Here is a 21,044-nt window from a genome sequence, read left to right as displayed (position 1 = left end):
TGCTTTCTTTCGCTTTCTTTCGCTTTCTTTCGCTTTCTTTCTTATAAGCTTTCGGATTTTTTGAAAAAGGCCCTATACCGCCATCTGTCAGCATCTTTCCATACAGACCGCTTCAGCGTTTTTCCTCTTCCATTTGAATTTTTCCGCTCAGATCATCGATAAACTGCTGAGCTGTCCGGCCGGAAAGTCCGCCATGAGACAGTTCCCACTGGTTCGCTTCCAAAAGAACTTCTTCATCACTGATGTTCAGTCCTGCCCGGTCTCTCAATCTGAGAACAATCTCCTGAAAGCCCTTGGGGGACGGAGAGTCATAATAAATCTTGCAGCCGAAACGATAAGACAGAGACAGCTTCTCCTGAACAGTATCATTCTTATGAAGATCGTCATATTCTTTCTTGTCACCGGCAATCTCCCGCACCAGATGTCTTCTGTTACTGGTCGCATAGATCAGAACATTATCGGGTTTCTTTTCCAGGCCGCCCTCGATCACTGCCTTCAGATACTTATAATCCGTTTCAAATTCTTCAAAAGAGAGGTCATCCATATAAATGATAAAGCGGTAGTTCCGATTCTTGATCTGGCCAATCACTTTGTTCAGATCCCGGAACTGATGCTTGAAAATCTCGATCATACGGAGTCCCTGGCCGTAATACTGATTGATGATGGCCTTGATCGATGTAGACTTTCCGGTCCCGGCATCACCGAAAAGAAGCGCATTGTTGGCCGGAAGTTTCTTCAAAAAGGCTTCCGTATTATCCACCAGCTGCTTCTTTTGATATTCATAGCCCACCAGATCGGACAGACTGACATGAGCGATTCTGGTGATCGGAACCACATTGCCCTGTTCATCCACACGGAAGGCCTTATGAAGGCCGAATGTGCCGATCCCGTAGGACTGATAGAAATCCAGAACCGAAGCGGCAAATGTATCCAGGTCCACTGCCTCTTCCAGCTTATGACAGAGATCCATGATACAATCCCGGATCCTCTTATTGAAAAGATAGCCCGACTCCGGATTATCCCGATAATCCGTCAGAAGAGCGATTTCAGAGAAGTCCAGGAAATCTGAATACTCATGCTCCAGGTGGAAAAGCTTCATGAAAAGTTCCAGATCGTGACGACCTGCGCGGGAAAGGGAGCCTCCACAGTCGCCCCGCATTTCACAGGCTCTGGTAAAGGCATTTTCATGGTTCACAATGAAATTCGTAAGAAGGGCATGATAGAGATTTCCATAGAAGCCATGAGAGGCAGCCATCTCGATCAATTCATGGATCCTCTGATAGACTTCTTCCTCCGGATAAGCGCCCTGGGGTTTGCAGAGGATCTCACTGTAGCGGTAAATCACGTCCGACGAATCCGCCCGATAAAGAAACATATGATTCATCAAGTTTTCCATAACATGCCTCCTTCTTAATAATTGCCGAGGATCTGGATGGAGTTTGCCTCCTCCGACAGTCCTGTCAGTGCATTCTGAACTGCTTCATCATTTAAGTTGCCTTCCAGATCTACGAAAAAACGATAAGCCCAGGGACGATCCTTAATGGGCCGGGATTCAATACGTGACATGCTGAGTCCGTTATAGGTGAAATTGGACAGAACATGATAGAGAGATCCGGAATTGTCATTCAGTTCAAAAGACAAGGTCAAAGTCTTTGCATTGATAAAAAACTTCTTCTCTGAGGAAACAATAATAAACCGCGTTGCATTGGTCTTATCATCCTGAATTTTCTCATCCAGGACCTGCAGTCCATAGAGATCGGCGTTGATCTTCCCGGCAATGGCAGCCTGATCCAATCGCTTATCATCATGGACTTTTTTGGCTGACATTGCTGTATTGAGAAGGGATCTGGCCTCAAACGAAGGATGCTGATCCAGATAATCACTGCATTGAAGCAGAGCCTGAGGATGGGAATAAACCACCCTGATGTCCGACAATTTAGCGCCCGGGAGGGCAAGTAAGGCATGGTCTATCTTTATCACCTGCTCACCGATAATGGCAAAATCATACTCCGTCATGAGGTCGAAGTTCTCACTGATCATGCCGGCGGTAGAATTTTCAATGGGAAGGACAGCGTAATCGGCCCGATGATCTTTCAGATCCTCAAAGGCTTCCCTCCAGGTTTTGACCGGATGGGTCTTATTATGCTCTCCGAAGAATTTGACCAGGGCAGCCTGGCTGTAAGCACCCTCGACGCCCTGGTATGCAATTTCACAGCCATGGAAATCAAAACCGGATTTGCACTGAAAGCCGAAATCCTTGCGAAGGCCATTCCTGGAAAGGATCCCATACTGTTTCTTCCGGCTGCCGGACATGATCGAAGAAAAAAGTTCCCTGATACCCTGACGAGTCAGGGGGTCCGCCGAGAGATTGGAAAGGCCGGTCAGCTTTTCCTCTTCCCTCTGCCGGTCATAGATCGGCCGCCTTTTTTCCATCTTGAAGGCGGCCACTTCGTCCGCCAGATCCATCCGTCTCTCGTAGAGATCTACGATCTTTTGATCGATCGAATCGATGTCTTTTCTGATTTCTGTAATATCTCTCATTTTCTTTTTCCTTTTTCTCAGACATTCCCGGAAGCATCCAGAAGATCGAAAATCGACAGCTGATCATCTTCGGGAAGGTTTTGAATAATTCCAAGCCGCTCCATGGTATCAATGATCGTGGAAGAGACCTTGCCTCGGTTCTTCAAATCATTCTTCGATGTAAAGGGCCGGCTGTTTGCTGCAATCTGCAGAGACTCTGCCGCTGAATCGCCCATGCCTTCCAGAGAATTAAAGGGAGGCAGGAGTTTGCCGTCGATGATCTGGAAATAACGGGCATCCGACCGGTAGAGGTCCATCGGTAAAAATTCAAAACCTCTGGCATACATTTCCTGAACCAGCCTCATATCGCCGTAAGTTCCCTTTTCCTTCGCTGTCAGTCTGTCTCCCTTGGCATCGTAGGCTCTTAAGGTATCTTCCAGATGCTGTTTCCCAAGACACATGATCTCATAGCTGAAATCCGTGGCACGGATGGAGAAATAGGCAGCATAATAAGCCAGGGGATAATAGACCTTACAATAAGCTACCCGCCAGCCCATCATAACATAAGCTGCTGCATGTGCCTTGGGGAACATATACTTGATCTTCTCACAGGACTTGATATACCAGTCCGGAACGCCATGTGCCTTCATGTCTTCGACATATTGCGGCCATTCATTGCACTTTCCCTTGGCAACAACGCCTTTCCGGACCCGCTCCATAATGGTAAAGCTCTCCTCGGATTCCAGCCCCTGATGGATGAGATAAACCATGATGTCATCCCGGCAGGCGATACAGGTGGAAATGGTTGCTGTCCCCTCCTGGATCAGGGTCTCGGCATTGCCCTGCCATACATCGGTTCCATGCGAAAGGCCGGAGATTCGGATCAGGTCCGTAAACTCCTTTGGTTTGGCTTCCATCAGAAGTCCCATGGCAAAGTCGGTACCAAACTCCGGAATACCAAGAGTTCCCAGAGGACAATTCTTCCAGAGATCCTCCGGCTTTACTCCCAAGGCATCCGTATTTTCAAACAGGGACATTACTGTCCGATCATCCAGGGGAATATCTGTCGGATGGAGACCGGTCAGATCCTCCAGCATCCGGATCATGGTCGGATCCTGATGACCCAGGATGTCCAGTTTCAGAAGATTTGAGTCAATCGAATGATAATCGAAATGCGTTGTGATCACATCACTTGTCATATCATTGGCCGGATGCTGAACCGGCGTAAAGGTATTGATCTCCTCTCCCATGGGCAGAACGATGATTCCGCCCGGATGCTGGCCGGTCGTCCTGTGGATCCCGACACAGCCCTTGACAATCCGGTTGATCTCGCACATTCTCTTATGGATGCCACGCTCCTCAAAATAATTCTTGACATAACCGAAAGCCGTCTTATCCGCCAGGGTGCCGATGGTTCCTGCCTTGAAGGTCTGGCCTTCGCCGAAAATAACCTCTGTATAACGGTGGGCCTTGGCTTGATAATCCCCGGAAAAGTTCAGATCGATATCCGGCTCTTTATTTCCTTTGAAACCGAGGAAGGTCTCGAAGGGGATATCGAATCCCTGTTTGGTCAGATAATGACCGCAGCGGGGGCATTTCTTATCCGGCATATCACATCCTGCCCGGCCCGAAAAAGCCTTGACCTCCTCAGAATCAAAATCGACATAATGGCAGTGCGGGCAGAGATAATGAGCCGGCAGAGGATTGACCTCGGTGATGCCGGCCATAGTCGCGACAAAGGACGACCCGACCGAGCCTCTGGATCCGACCAGATAACCATCTTCATTCGACTTCCAGACCAGTTTCTGGGCAATGATGTACATGACGGCATAGCCGTTTCCGATAATGGAATTTAACTCTCTCTCCAGACGGGCAGATACGATCTTCGGAAGATCCTCGCCATACATCTCATGGGCCTTATCGTAGCAGATCTTTCTAAGCATTCCATCGGAATTTTCAATAACCGGCGGGCACTTGTCCGGCCGAACCGGTGCGATGGGTTCACACATATCCGCAATCCGATTGGGATTCTTTATGACCACTTCCTCTGCCGCTTCCGCGCCAAGATAGGAAAACTCATCCAGCATCTCCTGAGTCGTATGCAGATACAAGGGCGGCTGAGGATCCGCATCGTCGAAATGCTGACCGGCCATCAGAATTCTCCGATAGATCTCATCTTCCGGATTCAGAAAGTGGACATCACAAGTCGCACAGACCGGCTTATCCATAGCTTTCCCAAGTTCATAGATCCTGCGGTTCAAGTCCTGTAGATCTTCCACGGAATTGACCACAGAATCTCTCGGACTGTCAATCATATATTGATTATTCCCGACCGGCTGGATCTCCAGATAATCATAGAAGGAAGCAATCCTTTCAATTTCCTGTTCCGGGCGACCGTCATGAATCGCCGAATAGAGTTCTCCGGCGGAACAAGCCGAACCCAGGATCAGGCCTTCCCGATATTTATTAATCAGAGATCTCGGCATCAGAGGACGTTTCCGGAAATACTTTAAATGGGAAAGAGAAATCAGGCGATAGAGATTGATCCGTCCCAGATCATTCTTTGCAAGAACAATACAGTGATTGCTATGAAGCTTTCGAATGGATTCCTCTTCCAGTTTCATGGACTTCTGGATCTCTGTCAATTTCGTCAGGCCGCGGTTTCTAAGCCTGGTCGACAGAGCATCGAAAATCCAAGCCGTACATTCCGCATCATCGACAGCCCTGTGATGATGTTCCAGAGAAACCTTCAAGGCCTTAGCCACGGTATCCAGCTTATAATTCGACAGGTTGGGAAGAAGGACCCGGGCCATTTCCACCGTGTCCATATAGGTCACAGGAGCCTCTAAGCCCAGCCTCTTGCAGTTGGCCTTAATAAAGCCCATGTCGAAATCCGCATTGTGGCCGACCATAATGGCCCCTTTGCTGAATTCCAGGAATTTCGGAAGCAAGGTCTCGATGGATTCCGCATCCTTTACCATATCATCCCGGATACTGGTTAATTCCGTGATCCGGTAGGGAATGGGGATCTTGGGGTTTACAAATTCCGAAAATCGATCCTTTACTTTCCCTCCGGAAAAACGCACGGCACCAATTTCAATGATCCGGTTTTTTTCTGCAGAGAATCCTGTTGTCTCCAGGTCGAAGACAACAAAATCATCATCCAGGCTCTGATCTTCTCCGATTGGATCGGTAACAAGGCGGCGGATGTCATCCACCAGATAGGCTTCCACTCCATAAATGATCTGCGGCGCATCCGGATCCTTCTGTACGGCATGATAGGCTTCGGTGAAGCCCTGTACATCGCCGTGGTCCGTAATAGCGATAGCCCTGTGTCCCCAGCGTTTGGCCTGGGCAATAATATCCCCTGCCGTGCTGACGCCGTCCATATCACTCATCTTGGTATGACAATGGAGCTCTACCCTCTTGACCGGAGCATGATCCATCCTTTTTTCCTGGAAGTCCGGGATCTCCATCATGCCGGAGATCTTCTGAAGCACCAGATCATGGTCGAACGTATCAATGGACGGAACTCCCCTGACTTTGATAAAAGCGCCATTATGCAGTTTTCCATTGGTCAGGGCCTTGGCCTGATCATTGCTTACAAAGATCTTACAGGTAATGGAATCCGTAAAATCAGTAAGAGAGAAGATCAGGATCGTTCTCTCGTTTCTGATTTCCTTGGCATCCAGATCGAAGACCTGCCCCCGGACGGCAATGGTTCCAATTTCGCCCTGGACATCCTTTAAGGCAGTAACTTCCTCCTCGATATCCCTGCCATAGAAAACTGCCGGATTGTTCGAACGTACCAGAGGGCGTTCCCTGTTCTGATAAGTTCTGGACTCTCTGCCCTGCTCGAAGGACCCGGATCGGCCTTTCCGATTCTGATCCGGCTCTTTTTGTTTCTGATCCTTCTTCTGATAGGAATCCGAAGAGGCTCCTTTCCCGGAAACAGTTCCGGATCCTTTTTTTAATGTTTTCTTTTCGCCGGTCTTCTCCCCTTCTCCGATAATATCCTGATCGGAATTCTTCTCCTCCTTGACTTCCTCATAACGGCGGCTGATGCTTTCGATCTCCTGCTCAATCAATTCTTCGCCCCGGTCTTGCCTTTCCTCCTCATCCGCTTCCCTGTAGGCCACATCGCAGATGACATCCAGGCCACAGCGCTGGCAGAGAATCTTCGTCAGAATGTCAAGAATGGTCTCCTCAAACATATGAGAGGCCGCATCATCCGGAAGGGTGATCAGAAGATGACGGTCATCCGTAAACTCCATCTGACCTCTGGAGAGAACTTTATAAAGGATAATATTGTTTTTATAGATCTCTGATCGTATGGAGTCTTGATAGAGGTCAAAAAGAGCCTTGGGCGAATATCGACCAGAAAGTTGAAACTTCTCAATGATATGAACCTTCACCTTGTCCTGAAAATAGGTCTCTTCAATATTCTTCTCCAATTTCCAGATCCGGTTCTTGGGGACAAGGGCATAGGCCCGAAGATAGATCCGCATGAGATCGCGGGCCGGATTGGTCGTAACCCGGCTTACTCTTGCATCCTGAAGCTGCTTGTCCAGTTTCCCATTGCGGGAAAGCTCAGGAAAAAGTTCTGATAATAAGCGATCTTCTGCCAACTCTTCCTACTCCTTCCAGGTTTTTATGACTTAGCCTGTTGACCTTTTTTGCTTCTCTCGGCAATCAGGCGATCCAATTCGATTCTTAATTCCTCTAAGAGATCTTCCTCAGGAACTTTACGAAGTACTTTGCCATGTTCTAAGATCAAGCCCTCGCCCTTGCCTCCGGCGATACCGAGATCCGCCTCTCTGGCTTCTCCCGGGCCATTCACAACGCAGCCCATGACAGCAACCTTGAGATCCAGTTGGATATCCTTCACCATATCACTCACTTTATTTGCAAGACCGATCAAATCAATCTGGGTTCTACCGCAGGTCGGACAGGATACCACCTCCACACCGCCGGAACGAAGGCCGAGTGTCTTTAGGATCAGCCGGGCCGAACGAACCTCATCTTCAGGATCTCCGGTCAGAGAAACCCGGATCGTATCGCCGATTCCCTGAGACAGGATCAGAGAGAGTCCGATGGCCGATTTGATATTTCCGGCTGTCACATTTCCGGCCTCGGTAATACCTACATGAAGAGGATGATCGGTCTGATCTTTGATCAATTCATGTGCCTTGACACACATCATAACATCCGATGATTTAATGGAGATCACCAGATTGTCATAGCCCATATCTTCAATGATCCGAACCTTATCCAGAGCAGACTCCACCAGGCCTTGGGCCGTCACTCCGCCGTATTTCTCGATCAGATTCTTCTCCAGGGATCCGGAATTCACCCCGACCCGAATCGGAAGATTCCTTTCCCTGCAGGCATCAACAACTGCCCGAATCCTTTCTTCGGAACCGATGTTACCCGGATTGATCCGGATCTTATCTGCCCCGTTTTCAATGGCTAAAAGTGCCAGTCGATAATCAAAGTGGATATCCGCAACCAGTGGAATATGAATCCTTTTTTTGATTTCAGAAATGGCTCTTGCCGCTTCCTTGGTCGGAACAGCACAGCGGATAATGTCGCAGCCGGCTTTCTCCAATCGAAGGATCTGAGCTACCGTCGCTTCCACATTCTCCGTCGGCGTATTGGTCATGGATTGGATCAAAATCGGATGGTTTCCACCGATCACCCGGTCGCCGATCCTTACTTCTCTGGTTTTCATCCGTTCAAACATTCCTTATTTGTCTCCTCTCAGAATAGCTTCATGATATCACTGATCATGACAAGTACCATAAAGCCCATTAGAATAGCAAATCCGGCGAAATTGACTGCCCCTTCCAACTTTTCAGGTGCCTTCTTCTTCGTGATCATCTCCACCAGAAGGAAGACCAGCCGTCCTCCATCCAGAGCCGGGAAAGGAAGAAGATTCATAACACCCAGATTTGCCGACAGAAGAACCGTCAGATTCAGCATCTCCATGACAGCAAAGAAGATGCTGACCGCCAGGGATTGTTCATAGGCATCTCCTATCGTTTTCACGATACCGACCGGGCCGGACATATCGGTGACTCCGAGCTGACCGGTGAAAAGCATCTTTAAGGAGCCGAAGGTCACATAGATCAGATAGCGGACCTGGTAGGCGCCGTAACGCATCGCTCCGAAGATATTGGTCCGGACGCTCTTCGTTCCTCCCTGGATTCCAAGCAGATAGGCCTTACTTTCCTTATCATAGCGGGGCCTGATGTTGTAGGTCTTTTTTACGGTCTTCCCTTTCGATTCCCGCTCGACTGTCACAGATAAGGGTTTCCCGCTGTGCAGCATCGTATAAGCCCGCACTTCTCCATAGAAATGAATGTGATAGCCGTTGATGTCCGTGATCTGGTCGCCGGCTTTTAATCCCGCTTCCGCTGCCGGATAGCCGTCCATCAGCTTTTCAATTTTGGCCGGCTGATAACCGACACAAGCGACAAGGATCACAGCTAAAATGTAGGCCAATAGAAAATTAAAGACAGGGCCCGCTAACACGACCAGAAAGCGCTGCCAGGCAGGCTTCTTCTGAAAAGAGCGCTCGTCGGACGTATCCTGATCCTCTCCTTCCATGACGCAGGCGCCGCCGAAGGGAAGCAGATGGACAGAGAAAAGCGTCTCCCCTCTTTGAAAGCCAAATAATCTCGGACCCAGTCCCAGCATGAATTCATTGACACGGATCCCGCAGCGTTTGGCCACGAAATAATGTCCGAATTCATGGAATATGACAATGAAACTGAAGATCAGTACCGCAATGATTATTTTCAATAAAGTATCCTCATTTGTAATTCTAAATTTCAGATCTTCGCAGCATGAAGAACAGCCTCTCCGGCTTCCTTTTCCGTTTCCAGAATCTCTTCCAGAGACGGATCCGGACGGAAGGTCACATCTTCCATCGCTGCCTGGATCAGATCCGGAATCTCTAAGAATTCGATCTTTCGATCCAGAAGCAGGGCTACTGCCTTCTCATTTGCAGCATTGAATACCGTCGGAATATTACCTCCCCGGTCCATGGCCTCATAGGCCAGTCCGAGACCGCGGAAAGTCTCCATGTCCGGTTTCTCAAATGTAAGGCATCCCAGGGAAAAGAGGTCAAGCTCCGGAAGATCCAGAGGCAGGCGATCCGGATAGCTCAAGGCATAGGCAATGGGAATTCTCATATCCGGTATTCCAAGTTGACCAATCACTGCCCCATCTTCAAACTCCACAGCAGAATGAAGGATACTCTCCGGATGAACCAGAACCTGAATCTCTTCTCTTTTGACACCAAAAAGCCAGCCGGCTTCCATGACTTCCAAGCCTTTATTAACCAGTCCTGCCGAGTCAATCGTCACCTTGGCGCCCATATCCCAGTTGGGATTCTTTAAGACCTCTTCCAGCCTGACGTGTAAGAGATCCTCTCGCTTTTTCCCTCGGAAAGTGCCTCCGGATGCGGTAAGAAGGATCTTCTTTAAGCGTTTCTTCGGGCTTCCCTGAAGAGACTGGAAAATCGCCGAATGCTCGCTGTCAACCGGCAGGATCTCGGCATGATATTTCTTAGCCATAGGCATGATCAGATGCCCTGCCGTAACCAGTGTTTCCTTATTGGCCAAACCGATCTTCTTCCCTGCCCGAATGGCTGCCATCGTCGGTTTAATTCCAAGCATACCAACGATACCGGTAATTAAAATATCCGATGCCGGATCTTCTGCCACCCGGATCAAGCCCTCCATGCCGCTGTAAACCGGAAGCGAAAGATCCTTCAGACGGGTGCGAAGATCCAAAGCCTTCTCTTCTTCCCAGACGGAAACAAAAGCCGGATGAAATTCCCGCACTTCTTTTTCCAACTGGTCTATATTTCTCCCGCAGGATAAACTTGTCACTTCATAAGCTTCCGGATGCTGTCGTATGACATCCAGAGTCTGGGTCCCGATCGAACCGGTAGCCCCTAAAATTGCAACTTTCATATGAACTCCAAAATACTTTCATTCGAAATACTTCCATTCGAAATACTTCCATCCAAAATACTTCCATTCGAAATACTTCTGATGTCAGGAAATGGTCCTCCCCAACAGCATAGGATCGATTGAAATTTTATCCTTTGAAATCTGTAAGATCAAACCAGATAGACTGCCAGGAAGTAAATGATCGGCGCCGTGATGATCACGCTGTCGAAACGGTCAAGAATACCGCCGTGTCCCGGGATCAGCTTACCGTAATCTTTGATATCATAATTTCTCTTGATGGCAGATGCTGCCAGATCACCGATCATGGAGATCAAAGCGCCGACTGAGGAAATCAATCCTAAGATCAGAATCTCCCGGCCACCGATCTGCATCTGGCTTTTAAAAATCAGACTGTAAATCAATGTCAGAAGGAAAGCCCCGGCGACACCGCCAATAGCACCTTCGACAGATTTTTTCGGACTTAAGACCGGTGCCATCTTATGCTTTCCAAACAGGCGGCCCACACAATAAGCGCAGGTATCACAGCCCCAGGAGCAGAGGAAGATCAGCCAGACAATGTATTCGCCGTTTGTGATCTCACGAGTCTGATAGATAAAGGACAACATGATCGAGACATAGAATACGCCGAAAAAAGACGCCATGATCTGTCTGGAATGATATTTAGGATAGGTCAGGACAAAGCAGGCCAGAAGCAGGATCAAAAAGGCAATGACCAGGATCTCCAGATTGGGGAGAAATTGGTATAAGAGGTCAAAGTAGTAAAGGACGGTAAAAAGATAACCCAATATACCGACCGGCTTCTTATTGATATCAAATACTCGATAGAGTTCCATGAGGCCGACCAGGGAAATGGCGCAAGTCGATGCGAGAAGAACCCTTCCTCCCGTGATAATAAAAAGTAAAGCCAGAGCGACCAGAACAATGCCGCTTAATAATCTGGTTCGAAACATAAAATCTCCTTTCTTATTCTACTCAAAGTCCACCGAAGCGGCGGTTTCTCCTGTCATATTCTTCCACTGCCTCTTTCAGGCAGTCTGCATTGAAGTCCGGCCAGGGAGTCTTGGTGAAATAGAATTCTGAATATGCAAGCTGCCAGAGGAGATAGTTGGACAGCCGTTCTTCTCCGCTGGTCCGAATCATAAAGTCCGGATCAGGAATTCCTGCCGTATCCATATGAGAGGACAGATCTTCTTCTGTCAGATCCTCCGGCTGCTTTCCGGCATCCATAAGGTCTCTCATGGCTTTTCTTGCCGCACGCGTGATCTCATCCCGGCTGCCGTAATTGATAGCGATCTGAAGATTCAGGCCGGTAAAGTCCTTCGACAGGTCTTCCAACTGATCAATTGCCTTCTTTAAGTTTTCCGGCAGACCTTCCGGATCTCCGAGAATGCGGACCCGCATATTATTTTCTACGGAAAGTTTCATACATTTCTTTAAATAAGTCCCGAGCAGCTTCATTAGAGTAGAAACCTCATCCGACGGACGTTTCCAGTTTTCCGTAGAAAAAGCATAAAGCGTCAGATATTTGATTCCGATATCGTCCGCAGCCTTGCAGATCACTTCCACATTTTTGGCGCCGGCTGCATGTCCATAAGTCCGGGGCATGCCCTTGGCCTTGGCCCAGCGTCCGTTTCCATCCAGAATAATTGCAACATGTTCCGGAATCTTCATATATTCCTCCATGATAAAGTACGAGGACACAAGAAACCCTCGTGCCCTCGTAAGTCTGTTCTATCGTCCAATATCAGACAGTCATGATTTCCTTGATTTTTTCCTCAATCAGACCATCCACTTTCTTCGTGAACTCGTCTGTCATCTTCTGCACCTCGGTTTCCTGATCCTTCTCTTCATCTTCGGAAATTTCAGAAGCCTTTTGTGCCTTCTTTAAAGCGTCCATAGCATCCCGGCGGATATTTCGAACAGCGACCTTGGCCTCCTCACCTTTTTTCTTGATGTCCTTGGCCAGATCCTTACGATGTTCCTCCGTGAGATCCGGGAAAACCAGACGAATGGTCTTGCCATCATTGGTCGGATTGATTCCGACATCAGAGATCATGATTGCCTTTTCAATCTCCTTCAAAAGGCTGGGATCCCAGGGCTGGATCTGGATCATGCGAGGTTCCGGAACGGTAACATTGGCTACCTGCTGAATCGGTGTCTCGGCTCCGTAATAGCTGACCATAACCCGGTCTAAGACATGAGGGTTGGCACGGCCTGCACGAATCGCATTGAGTTCTTCCTTGAGATTCAGGATACTCTTCTCCATACGGTCTTTATTTTCAGATAAATTCACTGCCATAATGATTCTCCTTGATCATTTTTAAAATTTAAGAGCTGCAGTTTTGATCTTTTTCATCAAGATGTCATGCCGAAATTCTATTTCATTTCAGGCTGTAATGGAAGTTCCGTCAAAATCCTGATTCAATGCTGCCTTCAGAATACCATCTTCTTCCGAAAGGGCAAAGACCTTGAGCGGCATTTTATTCTCCAGGCACATAATGGAAGCGGTCAGATCGATGACACCGAGTTTCTGATCAACAAGGTCCTGAATCGGAAGGCTGTCATACTTCTTTGCATTGGGGTTGGTCTTGGGATCGGAATCGTAGACACCATCGATTGCCTTGGCAAGAAGGATCTGATCCGCACCGATCTCAACAGCGCGAAGAACCGTAGCTGTATCGGTCGAGAAGTATGGATGTCCTGTGCCGCCTGCAAAGAAGGTCACTGTTCCGGCATCCAAGGCAGTATTAACCGCATCAATGTCAAAAAGATGGCTGAAAGCGCCACAGACAAAGGGGGTGTAGATCTCGGTCTTCATTCCCTCCCCACGGAAAATGTCTGATACATAGATACAGTTCATAACGGTAGCCAGCATACCAATCTGATCTGCCTTGGAACGGGTCAGCTCTTCTCCGGTACGCCCTCTCCAGAAATTTCCACCGCCGATGACGATTCCGACAGAGAAGTCGTGATCGATCAGTTTCTTTACTTCCTTTGCGACGGTCCGAACCGTCATTTCATCAAAACCGGTATGCTTCTCTCCCGCCAGAGCTTCACCGCTCAGTTTCAGGAGAACACGTTTCTTATTACTCATTTTTTCATCCCCTTTGCATCTTTCTATTGGACGGACACCCGACTTTATATATCCGTCAAAGCGCGAATTTCTTAAAAGCCAAAATCTATCTTACCATAAGAATACTTTCCTTTTCAATTACTTCAGGCTCAGAAACTGATCGACATTATCGATGGTCACTTTCCGGTAGTCGACATAGGTGCTCTTTCCATCCGTCATGGAGAGTCCCCTGAGGTCTTTCCCTTCAAAGGCACGGACAGCAATATCCATCACCTTATCCGCCTGAGTCTTGCCATCATTATAGACAGTTCCCTGAATCAGTCCTTTCTTAATATCCGAAAGGACCTCTTTCGCCCCATCTACACCGAAGATCACCGGATAAGAAGTTCTCGAGAGATTCCTTTTCTGCAAGGCATCCAAAACGCCGAGTGCCATATCATCATTATTGCAGAGCACCAGTTCAATCGAATTCCCATAGCTTTCTAAGAGCTGATTCATCTTATTTTCTGCCTGGAGCCGGCTCCAATTGGCTACCTCATAGGACAATTTATCCAAAGGAATTCCGTTATCCAAAATGGTATTGATCGATCGGTCTGTCCGGATGATTGCATCCTGATGGTTAATTTCCCCGCGTAAGACCACATATTGGATCTTCCCATCATGATTTCGATCCACTTCCGGATGCTGTTTCAAATACTCCACGCACTCCTGGCCCTGGATCTGGCCGGACTGGGCAGCCCTTGCTCCAACATAATAGAGCCCGTTCCAGCGGTTCAGGTCCTGCAAAACCAGCTCACGATTGAAGAAGATCACCGGGATATTATTCTTCTTGGCCATATCGATAATATCCATGGGGTCATTTCGGTCCACAAGATTCACGGCCAGAACATTACAGCCATTGTCGATCAGGTCCTCCACCTGGTCATCCTGAATATTTTGTTTGCTTCTCGCATAACGAACAGAAACTGTAATCTGAAGCTTTTCGCCGGAAGTTTTTGATCTCTTCTTCGCCTGGGCAATAAGTTCATCGGTGATCTCTTTTAAAAAGAGATCTCCTTCATCGTAGATCACGACCCCAAGCTTCAGTCTTTTTACATCCGACGTTTCGACGGTGCCGCAGGAAACAAGACAAACTGTCAAAGCGATCATAAGAAGGGCGGAAAGAAAGCGCCTTCCATTGTTCTTAAAAAAGGATTTCATCATTTATTCACCTATTTTCCCTGCATTCAAAGATTATGCGAGATGATATAAAGCATATCCTGATTTTCCTTTTTCATAAGATCTCTCATTCGTAAAAGCCGAACCGGAATCTTATGATTGCTTTCTTTGAGAAGGGAAACTTTAGAGAAACCGCTGAAGCTTCTGGCGGCCTCATATCCCATATCGAAATCATTCGGGAAGACCAGACCCTGAAGATTCCCTTCATCCAACTGGTAAACGGCATTCATGCCACGGCCGAAGCCATAGAGAACCGCTCGATTCAGATCGCCATTCTTTTTCATCTGTGTCGAAAGTTCAATCTGTCTGTCATCCAAAGCGACGATGATTTCCGTTCGGTTTCGAAATTCTGAGATCTTACTTGTGACCTCTTCGTCCGAAGCAGATCCAAGTTCCCAGGAAAATGTCACTCCGCTGCCTTTCAGACCTTCTTTTAACCCTAAAAACAGCTCCTTCTCGCTTTGATCCGCCGGATTTGACCGAAGAACTCCCAAATGCTTTTCACTCAGATTCGAAGAATAATCCGTAAGGATCATCCCGGCCAGTTGTTTCCCGTTCTCTCTGGAATCGTTTTGTGTCGTCCGAACTTTCTTGGTATGACCATTTCCCAGAAAAGCCAGGGGAGTCCGACGAGCCAGTGTTCGAATCTCTTTTTCTGCCTCTCCATTCAGCGGCCAGACAAGAAGTCCATTCGTTCCCTCTGCCAGGGTTTCTTTCACGATCGAAACCTCATCCTCTGCAGATTCAAAGCTTCCGGTAGAGATAAAATTCAGGCGGATCCCGGCTTCCGAAGCTCCTGCCTTCAGCCCTCCCTTCAGGGCGGTCCATTTTTCATTTTCCGAATCTTCCAGAATCACAGCAACCTCTTTCATCTTAGGAGCTGAATTTCCCCACATAAGCTTCGCCAGGAAGAAAACAGTCAGACCGACAAGAATCAATTCTGAGATGAGAAAACCCTTCTTTCCCTTCATTGTCCCTCCTCCAGTCTCTTTCTGTTTTCCTCTGTAAAGGGAATGGCCGGCAGATGCAGTGTCACTTTTGTACCTTCGTCCGGCTCACTTTGAATGATGAGACCATATGCCTCGCCGAATTGAAGGCGGATCCGGTTATTCACATTCTTCAAACCGACGCCAGATCCATGCCGTGGAGTCTTCTCACCCCCGGTCAGAAGTCCTTTGACTGTTTCTTCTGTCATACCGATTCCATTATCCTTGACATGGATGTAGATATCCTTATCGGAAATTTCTCCACTCACCTCGATCAAGCCGTCCCCATCCATGGTCTCTACGCCATAATAAATGGCGTTTTCCAGAATTGGCTGGAGAATGAGCTTGACCGTGCAATAGGTCTTGATTTCCTCCGGAAGATGAAATTGCACTTGAAAGCGATCCTTATAACGGTATTTCTGAATATTCATATAACTCTGGGCATGCAGCACTTCATCACCAATGGAAATGATACGATTGCCCTTGGATAAGCTAATCCGAAAGAGTCTTGCCAACTGAGTGATCATATAGACAGCTTCTTCATTTTTCTCTCCTTCTATCATCCAGGTAATGGAATCCAGGGTATTGTAAAGGAAATGCGGGTTGATCTGGCTCTGCAAAGCATCCATCTCACTTTTCTGCCGAAGTCTTTCTTCTTCTACAATCTGGTGCATGAGACGATCGATCTCTTCATAGGACTTCTGGATACTGTCCCCCAGGTGACGAATCTCCGGGGAGCCACCGATATAGATGGTCTGTCCATCCAGTTTTCCGGCCTCAATGGACTTGACCGATTCATCCAGAGCCAGAATGGGCCGGGCGATTCGGATTGCAGCGATCCGGTTAATCAGCAGGACGGTTGCAGAAGTCATGGAAAGAATGAAGAAAAGAAACCAGACATTATTGATCATATTCTGAGTCAGGGTCTTGCCCGGAATCACACTGACTAATTTCCAGCCGGTATAGGTGATCGAGCGGATACTGATGTAATCCCTTCCCTTCAAAGAAGCCTTAGGAAAGCTGCCATCCTCATGGCGGATAGCAAATGTTGCAGAGGGTTCTTTCTCATAACCTTCCAGGATCGGCACCTGCCTGGGATGATAGATGAGATTTCCCTTATCATCGCATATGTAGTAATATTGACCGCCCGCATTCTCATTGATCTTCTTCATGATCCGTTCCAGACGGCTGTAATCCAGATCTACAAGAAGGATCGCCTTTTTCGGCCGGTCTCCTTCGGTCAGATAGATCACTCTGGACATAGAAACCGTCCAGTTATAGCGGGAACTATCGTCCTGAAAAAGATTCTGGACATGAGGAGCAGAGACATAAAAACTTTCCGGCTTATCTAAAGCTCCCTGAAACCACTCCTGATGACTGACATCAGGATCCTCTTTCTGTTTTGCCACAGGTTCTGCCAGAAGCAGGCTTCCGCTTGTATCATAGAGTGCAATGGACAAAATGGCATCCTTATTTGCTTCATAGAGGAGATAGAGATTCTTGGCCACAAATGGATCCGAAAGGGAATTACCCGAAAGCACCTCATAATCCGCCGTATCCGAAATACGGCGGGCCATAAGAAGGTTCTCGTCCAGAGATGTTCCCGTCTGCTGGAGAATTGCTTCCGTGCTGCTTAATGCCGTTGTACGGACACTCGTCCGAAAGCGAAACATAAAGAGTGATCCGAGAATCACAACAATGGCCAAAGACAAGGCAGAAAAGGAAATCATGAGTGTCGACTGGATCCCATTGACTGTATGGCTTTTCTTTAAAACCATAATCCTCTCACGGTAAAGTTCCAGGCGGCTCTTGATACGTTCTCTCACATTCTTTTGTTTTTTCTCATTTGTTTCTTTCCTGTTATTTCGCATCTTCTACCTGTTTCTGACGAAATCTGGACGGAGAGACCCCGAAGGCCTTTTTAAAAACATAACTGAAATAATTCGGATCCTCATATCCGACTTTCTTACCGATGATATAGTTCTTATCATTGGTAAGTAAAAGCAAATCTTTCGCCTTCTCCATCCGATAACCGGTCAAAAAGCTTACAAATGCCTCTCCCGTCTCCTTCTTGAAAATACTGGAGAAATAGGATTCCGATACGCCCAAGGCCTTACAAACCGATTCCAGGGAGAGGTCGGCTTCACTATAATGATCCCGAACATAGTTTTTGGCGCCTTCGACATAAGACAGACTGTTGGAGGAACGAAGGCGGCTCATGGCATCCATCATGGAGAGAGCGGTTCCTTTCAGCCATTCCCGAAGGGATTCCGCATCCAATTCAATAAGCTGCAGAAAAGGATCTTCTGTCAGACCCGATTGTGTCAGAATTGCCTCCATGGAGATCTCATTGCCCCTGGCAAAACGATACAATGCAGCCAGAAGATTACTGACCTCCATTCGATACTGCTTCACCGTTGATGAGAGACGGATGATCTTATCAATCACGTCATCCGAAGCTTCTGTGACAACATCCTTCTTACCCATCCGAATGGCTGTAAAAAACTGGTGAAAATCTCCCTCCGAAGAAATCTCATAATTTGCTTTTTCTTCCGGTGCTGCTTCACGGATATTAATTGCCCGTCCTGTTCCGTACAAAACACGATAGGAAACCGCTTCTCTGGCACCGAGATAGGAGGTCTGCAAGTCTTTGAGATCTTCTACCGGTCCACCGATTCCGGCGGTCACAACAGCTCCAAGAACCCGTCCGGCGCTTCGAACGATCCGGTTACAATCATCCGTCAATCTGGTCACATCCTCCGCAGATGGCATGCGGACCAGCATGGCAATATCTCCACGATATGTGAAGAAATCCGCATCCCATTTCTGCTTCATTTCATCCGTAATATACTTCCAGACCGAAAGCTGAAGGACCGAAGGATGCATACCCTCCGGAATATGATGGGAGCTGACATGAAAAATACAGAAGCAGTAACCGCCCGAAGATTCTGCCACCTGATAATCCGCTCTATATTTATCAAAAGAGTCCTCCGGTATTCTGCCCTCAATCAGCATGATATAGAAATTGGACTGGATCACCGGCAGAGATTCCATATAGAATTCCTGAAGCATACGGACATTCTGCCGTGCGCTTCTTTCCTCATCCATGTTTTTCTTAAGCTCAGTCAGAGTCTTGGTAAGTTCAATGGAACTGATGGGCTTTAAAATATACTCCGAAACCTCCAGATGAACGGCTTCCTTGGCATATTCAAACTCATCGAAGCCGGTAAAAAGAAGGATACGAAGATCCGGAAATTCCTTTCTCAAACGGCGCGATAATTCCAGACCATCCATATAGGGCATCTTGATATCTGTTATGACCACATCCGGCATCTCTTCTTCTGCAATCTCCAGAGCCTGGACACCATTCTTCGCATATCCGATGACAGAAAATCCAAGGTCCTCCCAGTTGACCTTTTTCTGCATGACATGGATAACATCCTCTTCATCATCTACAAGTAAAACACGATAGTCTGCCATGACTTTCCCCTTTATTTTCATACAAATATTTATAGTCATTGTAGCATAAAAAGACCCGTCACAAAATGCTATCTGTGACGGGTCCTATTTGTATCTGTCTGGGAGAAGATAATTCTAGTCCTTACTTCTTACGGATATACTTCAGGCAGTCCAGAGTAACTGCAGCAAGAATAATGATACCTTCAAATACGAACTGGAGGTTGGTATCAACGCCCAGAATCGTAAGAGAATAGGTCAATGCCGTGAAGATCAGAACACCGACAACAACGCCGGAAATCTTTCCAATACCACCGGTGAAGGATACGCCACCGACAACGCAGGCTGCGATTGCATCCATATCCCATCCTTGTCCGTACGCTGCAGATCCGGAACCAACCATTCGGTTACATTCCAGCCAGTCGCCGAAGCCGTAGAGAATACCGGCAAGAATAAATGCACCCAGAGTTACACGAAAGACAGAGATACCGGAAGCCGATGCAGCCTCAGGGTTACCTCCGACTGCATAGAGATTCTTGCCGAAAGTCGTCTTGTTCCATATGAACCATACAATGGCAATCGCTGCAACCGCCCAGATAATGATGGTCGGGAATCTGCCGTTGATCTTCGGAATGACCATAGCAGGAATCTTCTGATCGATGGATCCGAAGGATACACCCTTGGTTGCATAAGTAACCATACCGAAGATGATCAGCATGTTGGACATGGTTGAAATAAAGGGGTGCATCTTGAACTTTGCGGTGAAGAAACCTGCGATCGATGTAAAGATGGTGCAGAGAACGATGCAGACAAGAAGTGCCAGAATTGCTCTTCCTGCCAGAGGCATCTTGGTCAGATCAAAAACCTTACCGAAAACAGTACCGGTATTAGGTCCCTGATGCATGATAATGGTAGAAGCCACCATGCCCATGCCAACCATACGGCCAACGGAAAGGTCGGTACCGGTCAGAAGGATCAGTCCTGCAACACCCAGGGCATAGAACATTCTCGGCGAAGCCTGCTGGAGAATATTCAGAATATTATTATAGGTGAAAAGCGGAGAGCCCTTAACCATCGGTGTAACAATACCCAGGATGACAAAGACCATAATGATAACGAAATACAGACCATTCTGAAGAAGGAATTGCTGGGCGTTAAAAGTATACTTGTAATTCTCTCTTCTCTGAGCCATATTCTGTCCGAAGGTGAAATGGGACATACGGAGCTTGTCGATCAAATGATAACGATAGACAAAAGCCTCATGCTCTTCATCCTTTACGGCCTGGAGTTTCAGATCCCGACGCATCTTCTGATCATAGAGACGGTTCTTATAGACATAATTCTCATCCTTGATCTCCGCCTTGTCGCTTGTCTTGGACAATTCGGCTTCATGCTCATTCTTCAGTTTTCCGATGGCCTGCTCATAATCCTTCTCGATGGCCTGTCGTTCTGCCTCACAGGATGCTTTGATCGGTTCCAGATAATCCTTGTCGAAATGAGCATTGATATAAGTCTCAGCTTTCTTGACCAGGGCATCTACCTCTGCCCGGTTCTTCGACTCAACTTCCCTTGCCTTGGCCAGAGCCTCCTTATCTTCGGCGATCCGGTTTGCTCTCTCCTCTTTGTTCAAAGACTTATCATCTTTCAGAAGGATCATGTGATTTTCCAGCTGACGCACAAGTGTTGCACCATCCGCTCTTAATTGATCGATCTCATCCTGTATTTTGCCGACATACTCATCGATCGGCTTCAGGAGTTGATCCTTATCCTCCTGTGTCAATATCGTATTTGCCATAGCTTTTCTCCTTA

Annotated in this window: 15 protein-coding genes; all 15 read right to left on the bottom strand. The window is 47.5% G+C overall.

Going from position 1 to position 21,044, the window contains the following annotated elements:
• Nucleotides 1–112: 112 nt before the first annotated feature.
• Entirely contained in the window at nt 113–1,396 is a 1,284-nt protein-coding gene (locus tag ACKX2L_RS02040; RefSeq protein WP_497550646.1) for an ATP-binding protein, read from the bottom strand.
• Between the two features lie 14 nt (nt 1,397–1,410).
• Nucleotides 1,411–2,541: a prephenate dehydratase gene (pheA, locus tag ACKX2L_RS02035; RefSeq protein WP_497550647.1), complete on the bottom strand. Its 1,131-nt coding sequence runs from the start codon at nt 2,539–2,541 to the stop codon at nt 1,411–1,413.
• 17 nt (nt 2,542–2,558) lie between these two features.
• Nucleotides 2,559–7,148, bottom strand: a complete 4,590-nt coding sequence (locus ACKX2L_RS02030; protein ID WP_497550648.1) for a PolC-type DNA polymerase III — start codon at nt 7,146–7,148, stop codon at nt 2,559–2,561.
• A gap of 23 nt (nt 7,149–7,171) precedes the next feature.
• On the bottom strand, nt 7,172–8,251 hold the full coding sequence (gene ispG / locus ACKX2L_RS02025) for a flavodoxin-dependent (E)-4-hydroxy-3-methylbut-2-enyl-diphosphate synthase (RefSeq protein ID WP_497550733.1): 1,080 nt from the start codon (nt 8,249–8,251) through the stop codon (nt 7,172–7,174).
• Between the two features lie 29 nt (nt 8,252–8,280).
• Nucleotides 8,281–9,324: a M50 family metallopeptidase gene (locus tag ACKX2L_RS02020; protein WP_497550649.1), complete on the bottom strand. Its 1,044-nt coding sequence runs from the start codon at nt 9,322–9,324 to the stop codon at nt 8,281–8,283.
• Nucleotides 9,325–9,353: 29 nt separating this feature from the next.
• Nucleotides 9,354–10,502 carry a 1-deoxy-D-xylulose-5-phosphate reductoisomerase gene (gene dxr / locus ACKX2L_RS02015; RefSeq protein WP_497550650.1) on the bottom strand — a complete coding sequence of 383 codons (1,149 nt, stop codon included), beginning with the start codon at nt 10,500–10,502 and terminating at the stop codon, nt 9,354–9,356.
• A 149-nt stretch (nt 10,503–10,651) separates the two neighbouring features.
• Nucleotides 10,652–11,452 carry a phosphatidate cytidylyltransferase gene (locus ACKX2L_RS02010; protein ID WP_497550651.1) on the bottom strand — a complete coding sequence of 267 codons (801 nt, stop codon included), beginning with the start codon at nt 11,450–11,452 and terminating at the stop codon, nt 10,652–10,654.
• 22 nt (nt 11,453–11,474) lie between these two features.
• Nucleotides 11,475–12,173 carry an undecaprenyl pyrophosphate synthase gene (uppS, locus tag ACKX2L_RS02005; RefSeq protein ID WP_497550652.1) on the bottom strand — a complete coding sequence of 233 codons (699 nt, stop codon included), beginning with the start codon at nt 12,171–12,173 and terminating at the stop codon, nt 11,475–11,477.
• Between the two features lie 73 nt (nt 12,174–12,246).
• Nucleotides 12,247–12,801: a ribosome recycling factor gene (frr, locus tag ACKX2L_RS02000; RefSeq protein ID WP_497552566.1), complete on the bottom strand. Its 555-nt coding sequence runs from the start codon at nt 12,799–12,801 to the stop codon at nt 12,247–12,249.
• A gap of 87 nt (nt 12,802–12,888) precedes the next feature.
• On the bottom strand, nt 12,889–13,596 hold the full coding sequence (gene pyrH / locus ACKX2L_RS01995; RefSeq protein ID WP_497552565.1) for a UMP kinase: 708 nt from the start codon (nt 13,594–13,596) through the stop codon (nt 12,889–12,891).
• A gap of 117 nt (nt 13,597–13,713) precedes the next feature.
• Nucleotides 13,714–14,775, bottom strand: coding sequence for a galactose ABC transporter substrate-binding protein (locus tag ACKX2L_RS01990; RefSeq protein WP_497552564.1), 1,062 nt, complete (start codon nt 14,773–14,775; stop codon nt 13,714–13,716).
• Between the two features lie 26 nt (nt 14,776–14,801).
• On the bottom strand, nt 14,802–15,764 hold the full coding sequence (locus ACKX2L_RS01985; RefSeq protein WP_497552563.1) for a substrate-binding domain-containing protein: 963 nt from the start codon (nt 15,762–15,764) through the stop codon (nt 14,802–14,804).
• A complete protein-coding gene (locus ACKX2L_RS01980) occupies nt 15,761–17,650 on the bottom strand; it encodes a cache domain-containing sensor histidine kinase (protein ID WP_497550657.1) in 1,890 nt (629 codons plus the stop codon). Before ACKX2L_RS01980 ends, ACKX2L_RS01985 begins: the two co-directional genes overlap by 4 nt.
• Nucleotides 17,640–19,259: a response regulator transcription factor gene (locus tag ACKX2L_RS01975; RefSeq protein ID WP_497550658.1), complete on the bottom strand. Its 1,620-nt coding sequence runs from the start codon at nt 19,257–19,259 to the stop codon at nt 17,640–17,642. Before ACKX2L_RS01975 ends, ACKX2L_RS01980 begins: the two co-directional genes overlap by 11 nt.
• Before the next feature lie 121 nt (nt 19,260–19,380).
• On the bottom strand, nt 19,381–21,030 hold the full coding sequence (locus ACKX2L_RS01970) for a galactose/methyl galactoside ABC transporter permease MglC (protein ID WP_497550659.1): 1,650 nt from the start codon (nt 21,028–21,030) through the stop codon (nt 19,381–19,383).
• Nucleotides 21,031–21,044 lie beyond the last annotated feature (14 nt).

Origin of the sequence: Porcibacter vitabionis (assembly GCF_046263795.1) — a bacterium.
Classification (GTDB): Bacteria; Bacillota; Clostridia; order Lachnospirales; family Lachnospiraceae; genus Lachnocurva.
Note: the sequence above shows the minus strand (reverse complement) of the source record. Positions and strands in the feature narration are given on the sequence as shown.

What these genes read in the sequence shown, in the direction of transcription:
- ACKX2L_RS02040 (WP_497550646.1), bottom strand. Translation starts at nt 1,396, where the DNA reads ATGGAAAACTTGATGAATCATATGTTTCTTTATCGGGCGGATTCGTCG.
- pheA (WP_497550647.1), bottom strand. Translation starts at nt 2,541, where the DNA reads ATGAGAGATATTACAGAAATCAGAAAAGACATCGATTCGATCGATCAA.
- ispG (WP_497550733.1), bottom strand. Translation starts at nt 8,251, where the DNA reads ATGAAAACCAGAGAAGTAAGGATCGGCGACCGGGTGATCGGTGGAAAC.
- dxr (WP_497550650.1), bottom strand. Translation starts at nt 10,502, where the DNA reads ATGAAAGTTGCAATTTTAGGGGCTACCGGTTCGATCGGGACCCAGACT.
- ACKX2L_RS02010 (WP_497550651.1), bottom strand. Translation starts at nt 11,452, where the DNA reads ATGTTTCGAACCAGATTATTAAGCGGCATTGTTCTGGTCGCTCTGGCT.
- uppS (WP_497550652.1), bottom strand. Translation starts at nt 12,173, where the DNA reads ATGAAGATTCCGGAACATGTTGCAATTATTCTGGATGGAAACGGACGC.
- frr (WP_497552566.1), bottom strand. Translation starts at nt 12,801, where the DNA reads ATGGCAGTGAATTTATCTGAAAATAAAGACCGTATGGAGAAGAGTATC.
- pyrH (WP_497552565.1), bottom strand. Translation starts at nt 13,596, where the DNA reads ATGAGTAATAAGAAACGTGTTCTCCTGAAACTGAGCGGTGAAGCTCTG.
- ACKX2L_RS01990 (WP_497552564.1), bottom strand. Translation starts at nt 14,775, where the DNA reads ATGAAATCCTTTTTTAAGAACAATGGAAGGCGCTTTCTTTCCGCCCTT.
- ACKX2L_RS01985 (WP_497552563.1), bottom strand. Translation starts at nt 15,764, where the DNA reads ATGAAGGGAAAGAAGGGTTTTCTCATCTCAGAATTGATTCTTGTCGGT.
- ACKX2L_RS01980 (WP_497550657.1), bottom strand. Translation starts at nt 17,650, where the DNA reads ATGCGAAATAACAGGAAAGAAACAAATGAGAAAAAACAAAAGAATGTG.
- ACKX2L_RS01975 (WP_497550658.1), bottom strand. Translation starts at nt 19,259, where the DNA reads ATGGCAGACTATCGTGTTTTACTTGTAGATGATGAAGAGGATGTTATC.
- ACKX2L_RS01970 (WP_497550659.1), bottom strand. Translation starts at nt 21,030, where the DNA reads ATGGCAAATACGATATTGACACAGGAGGATAAGGATCAACTCCTGAAG.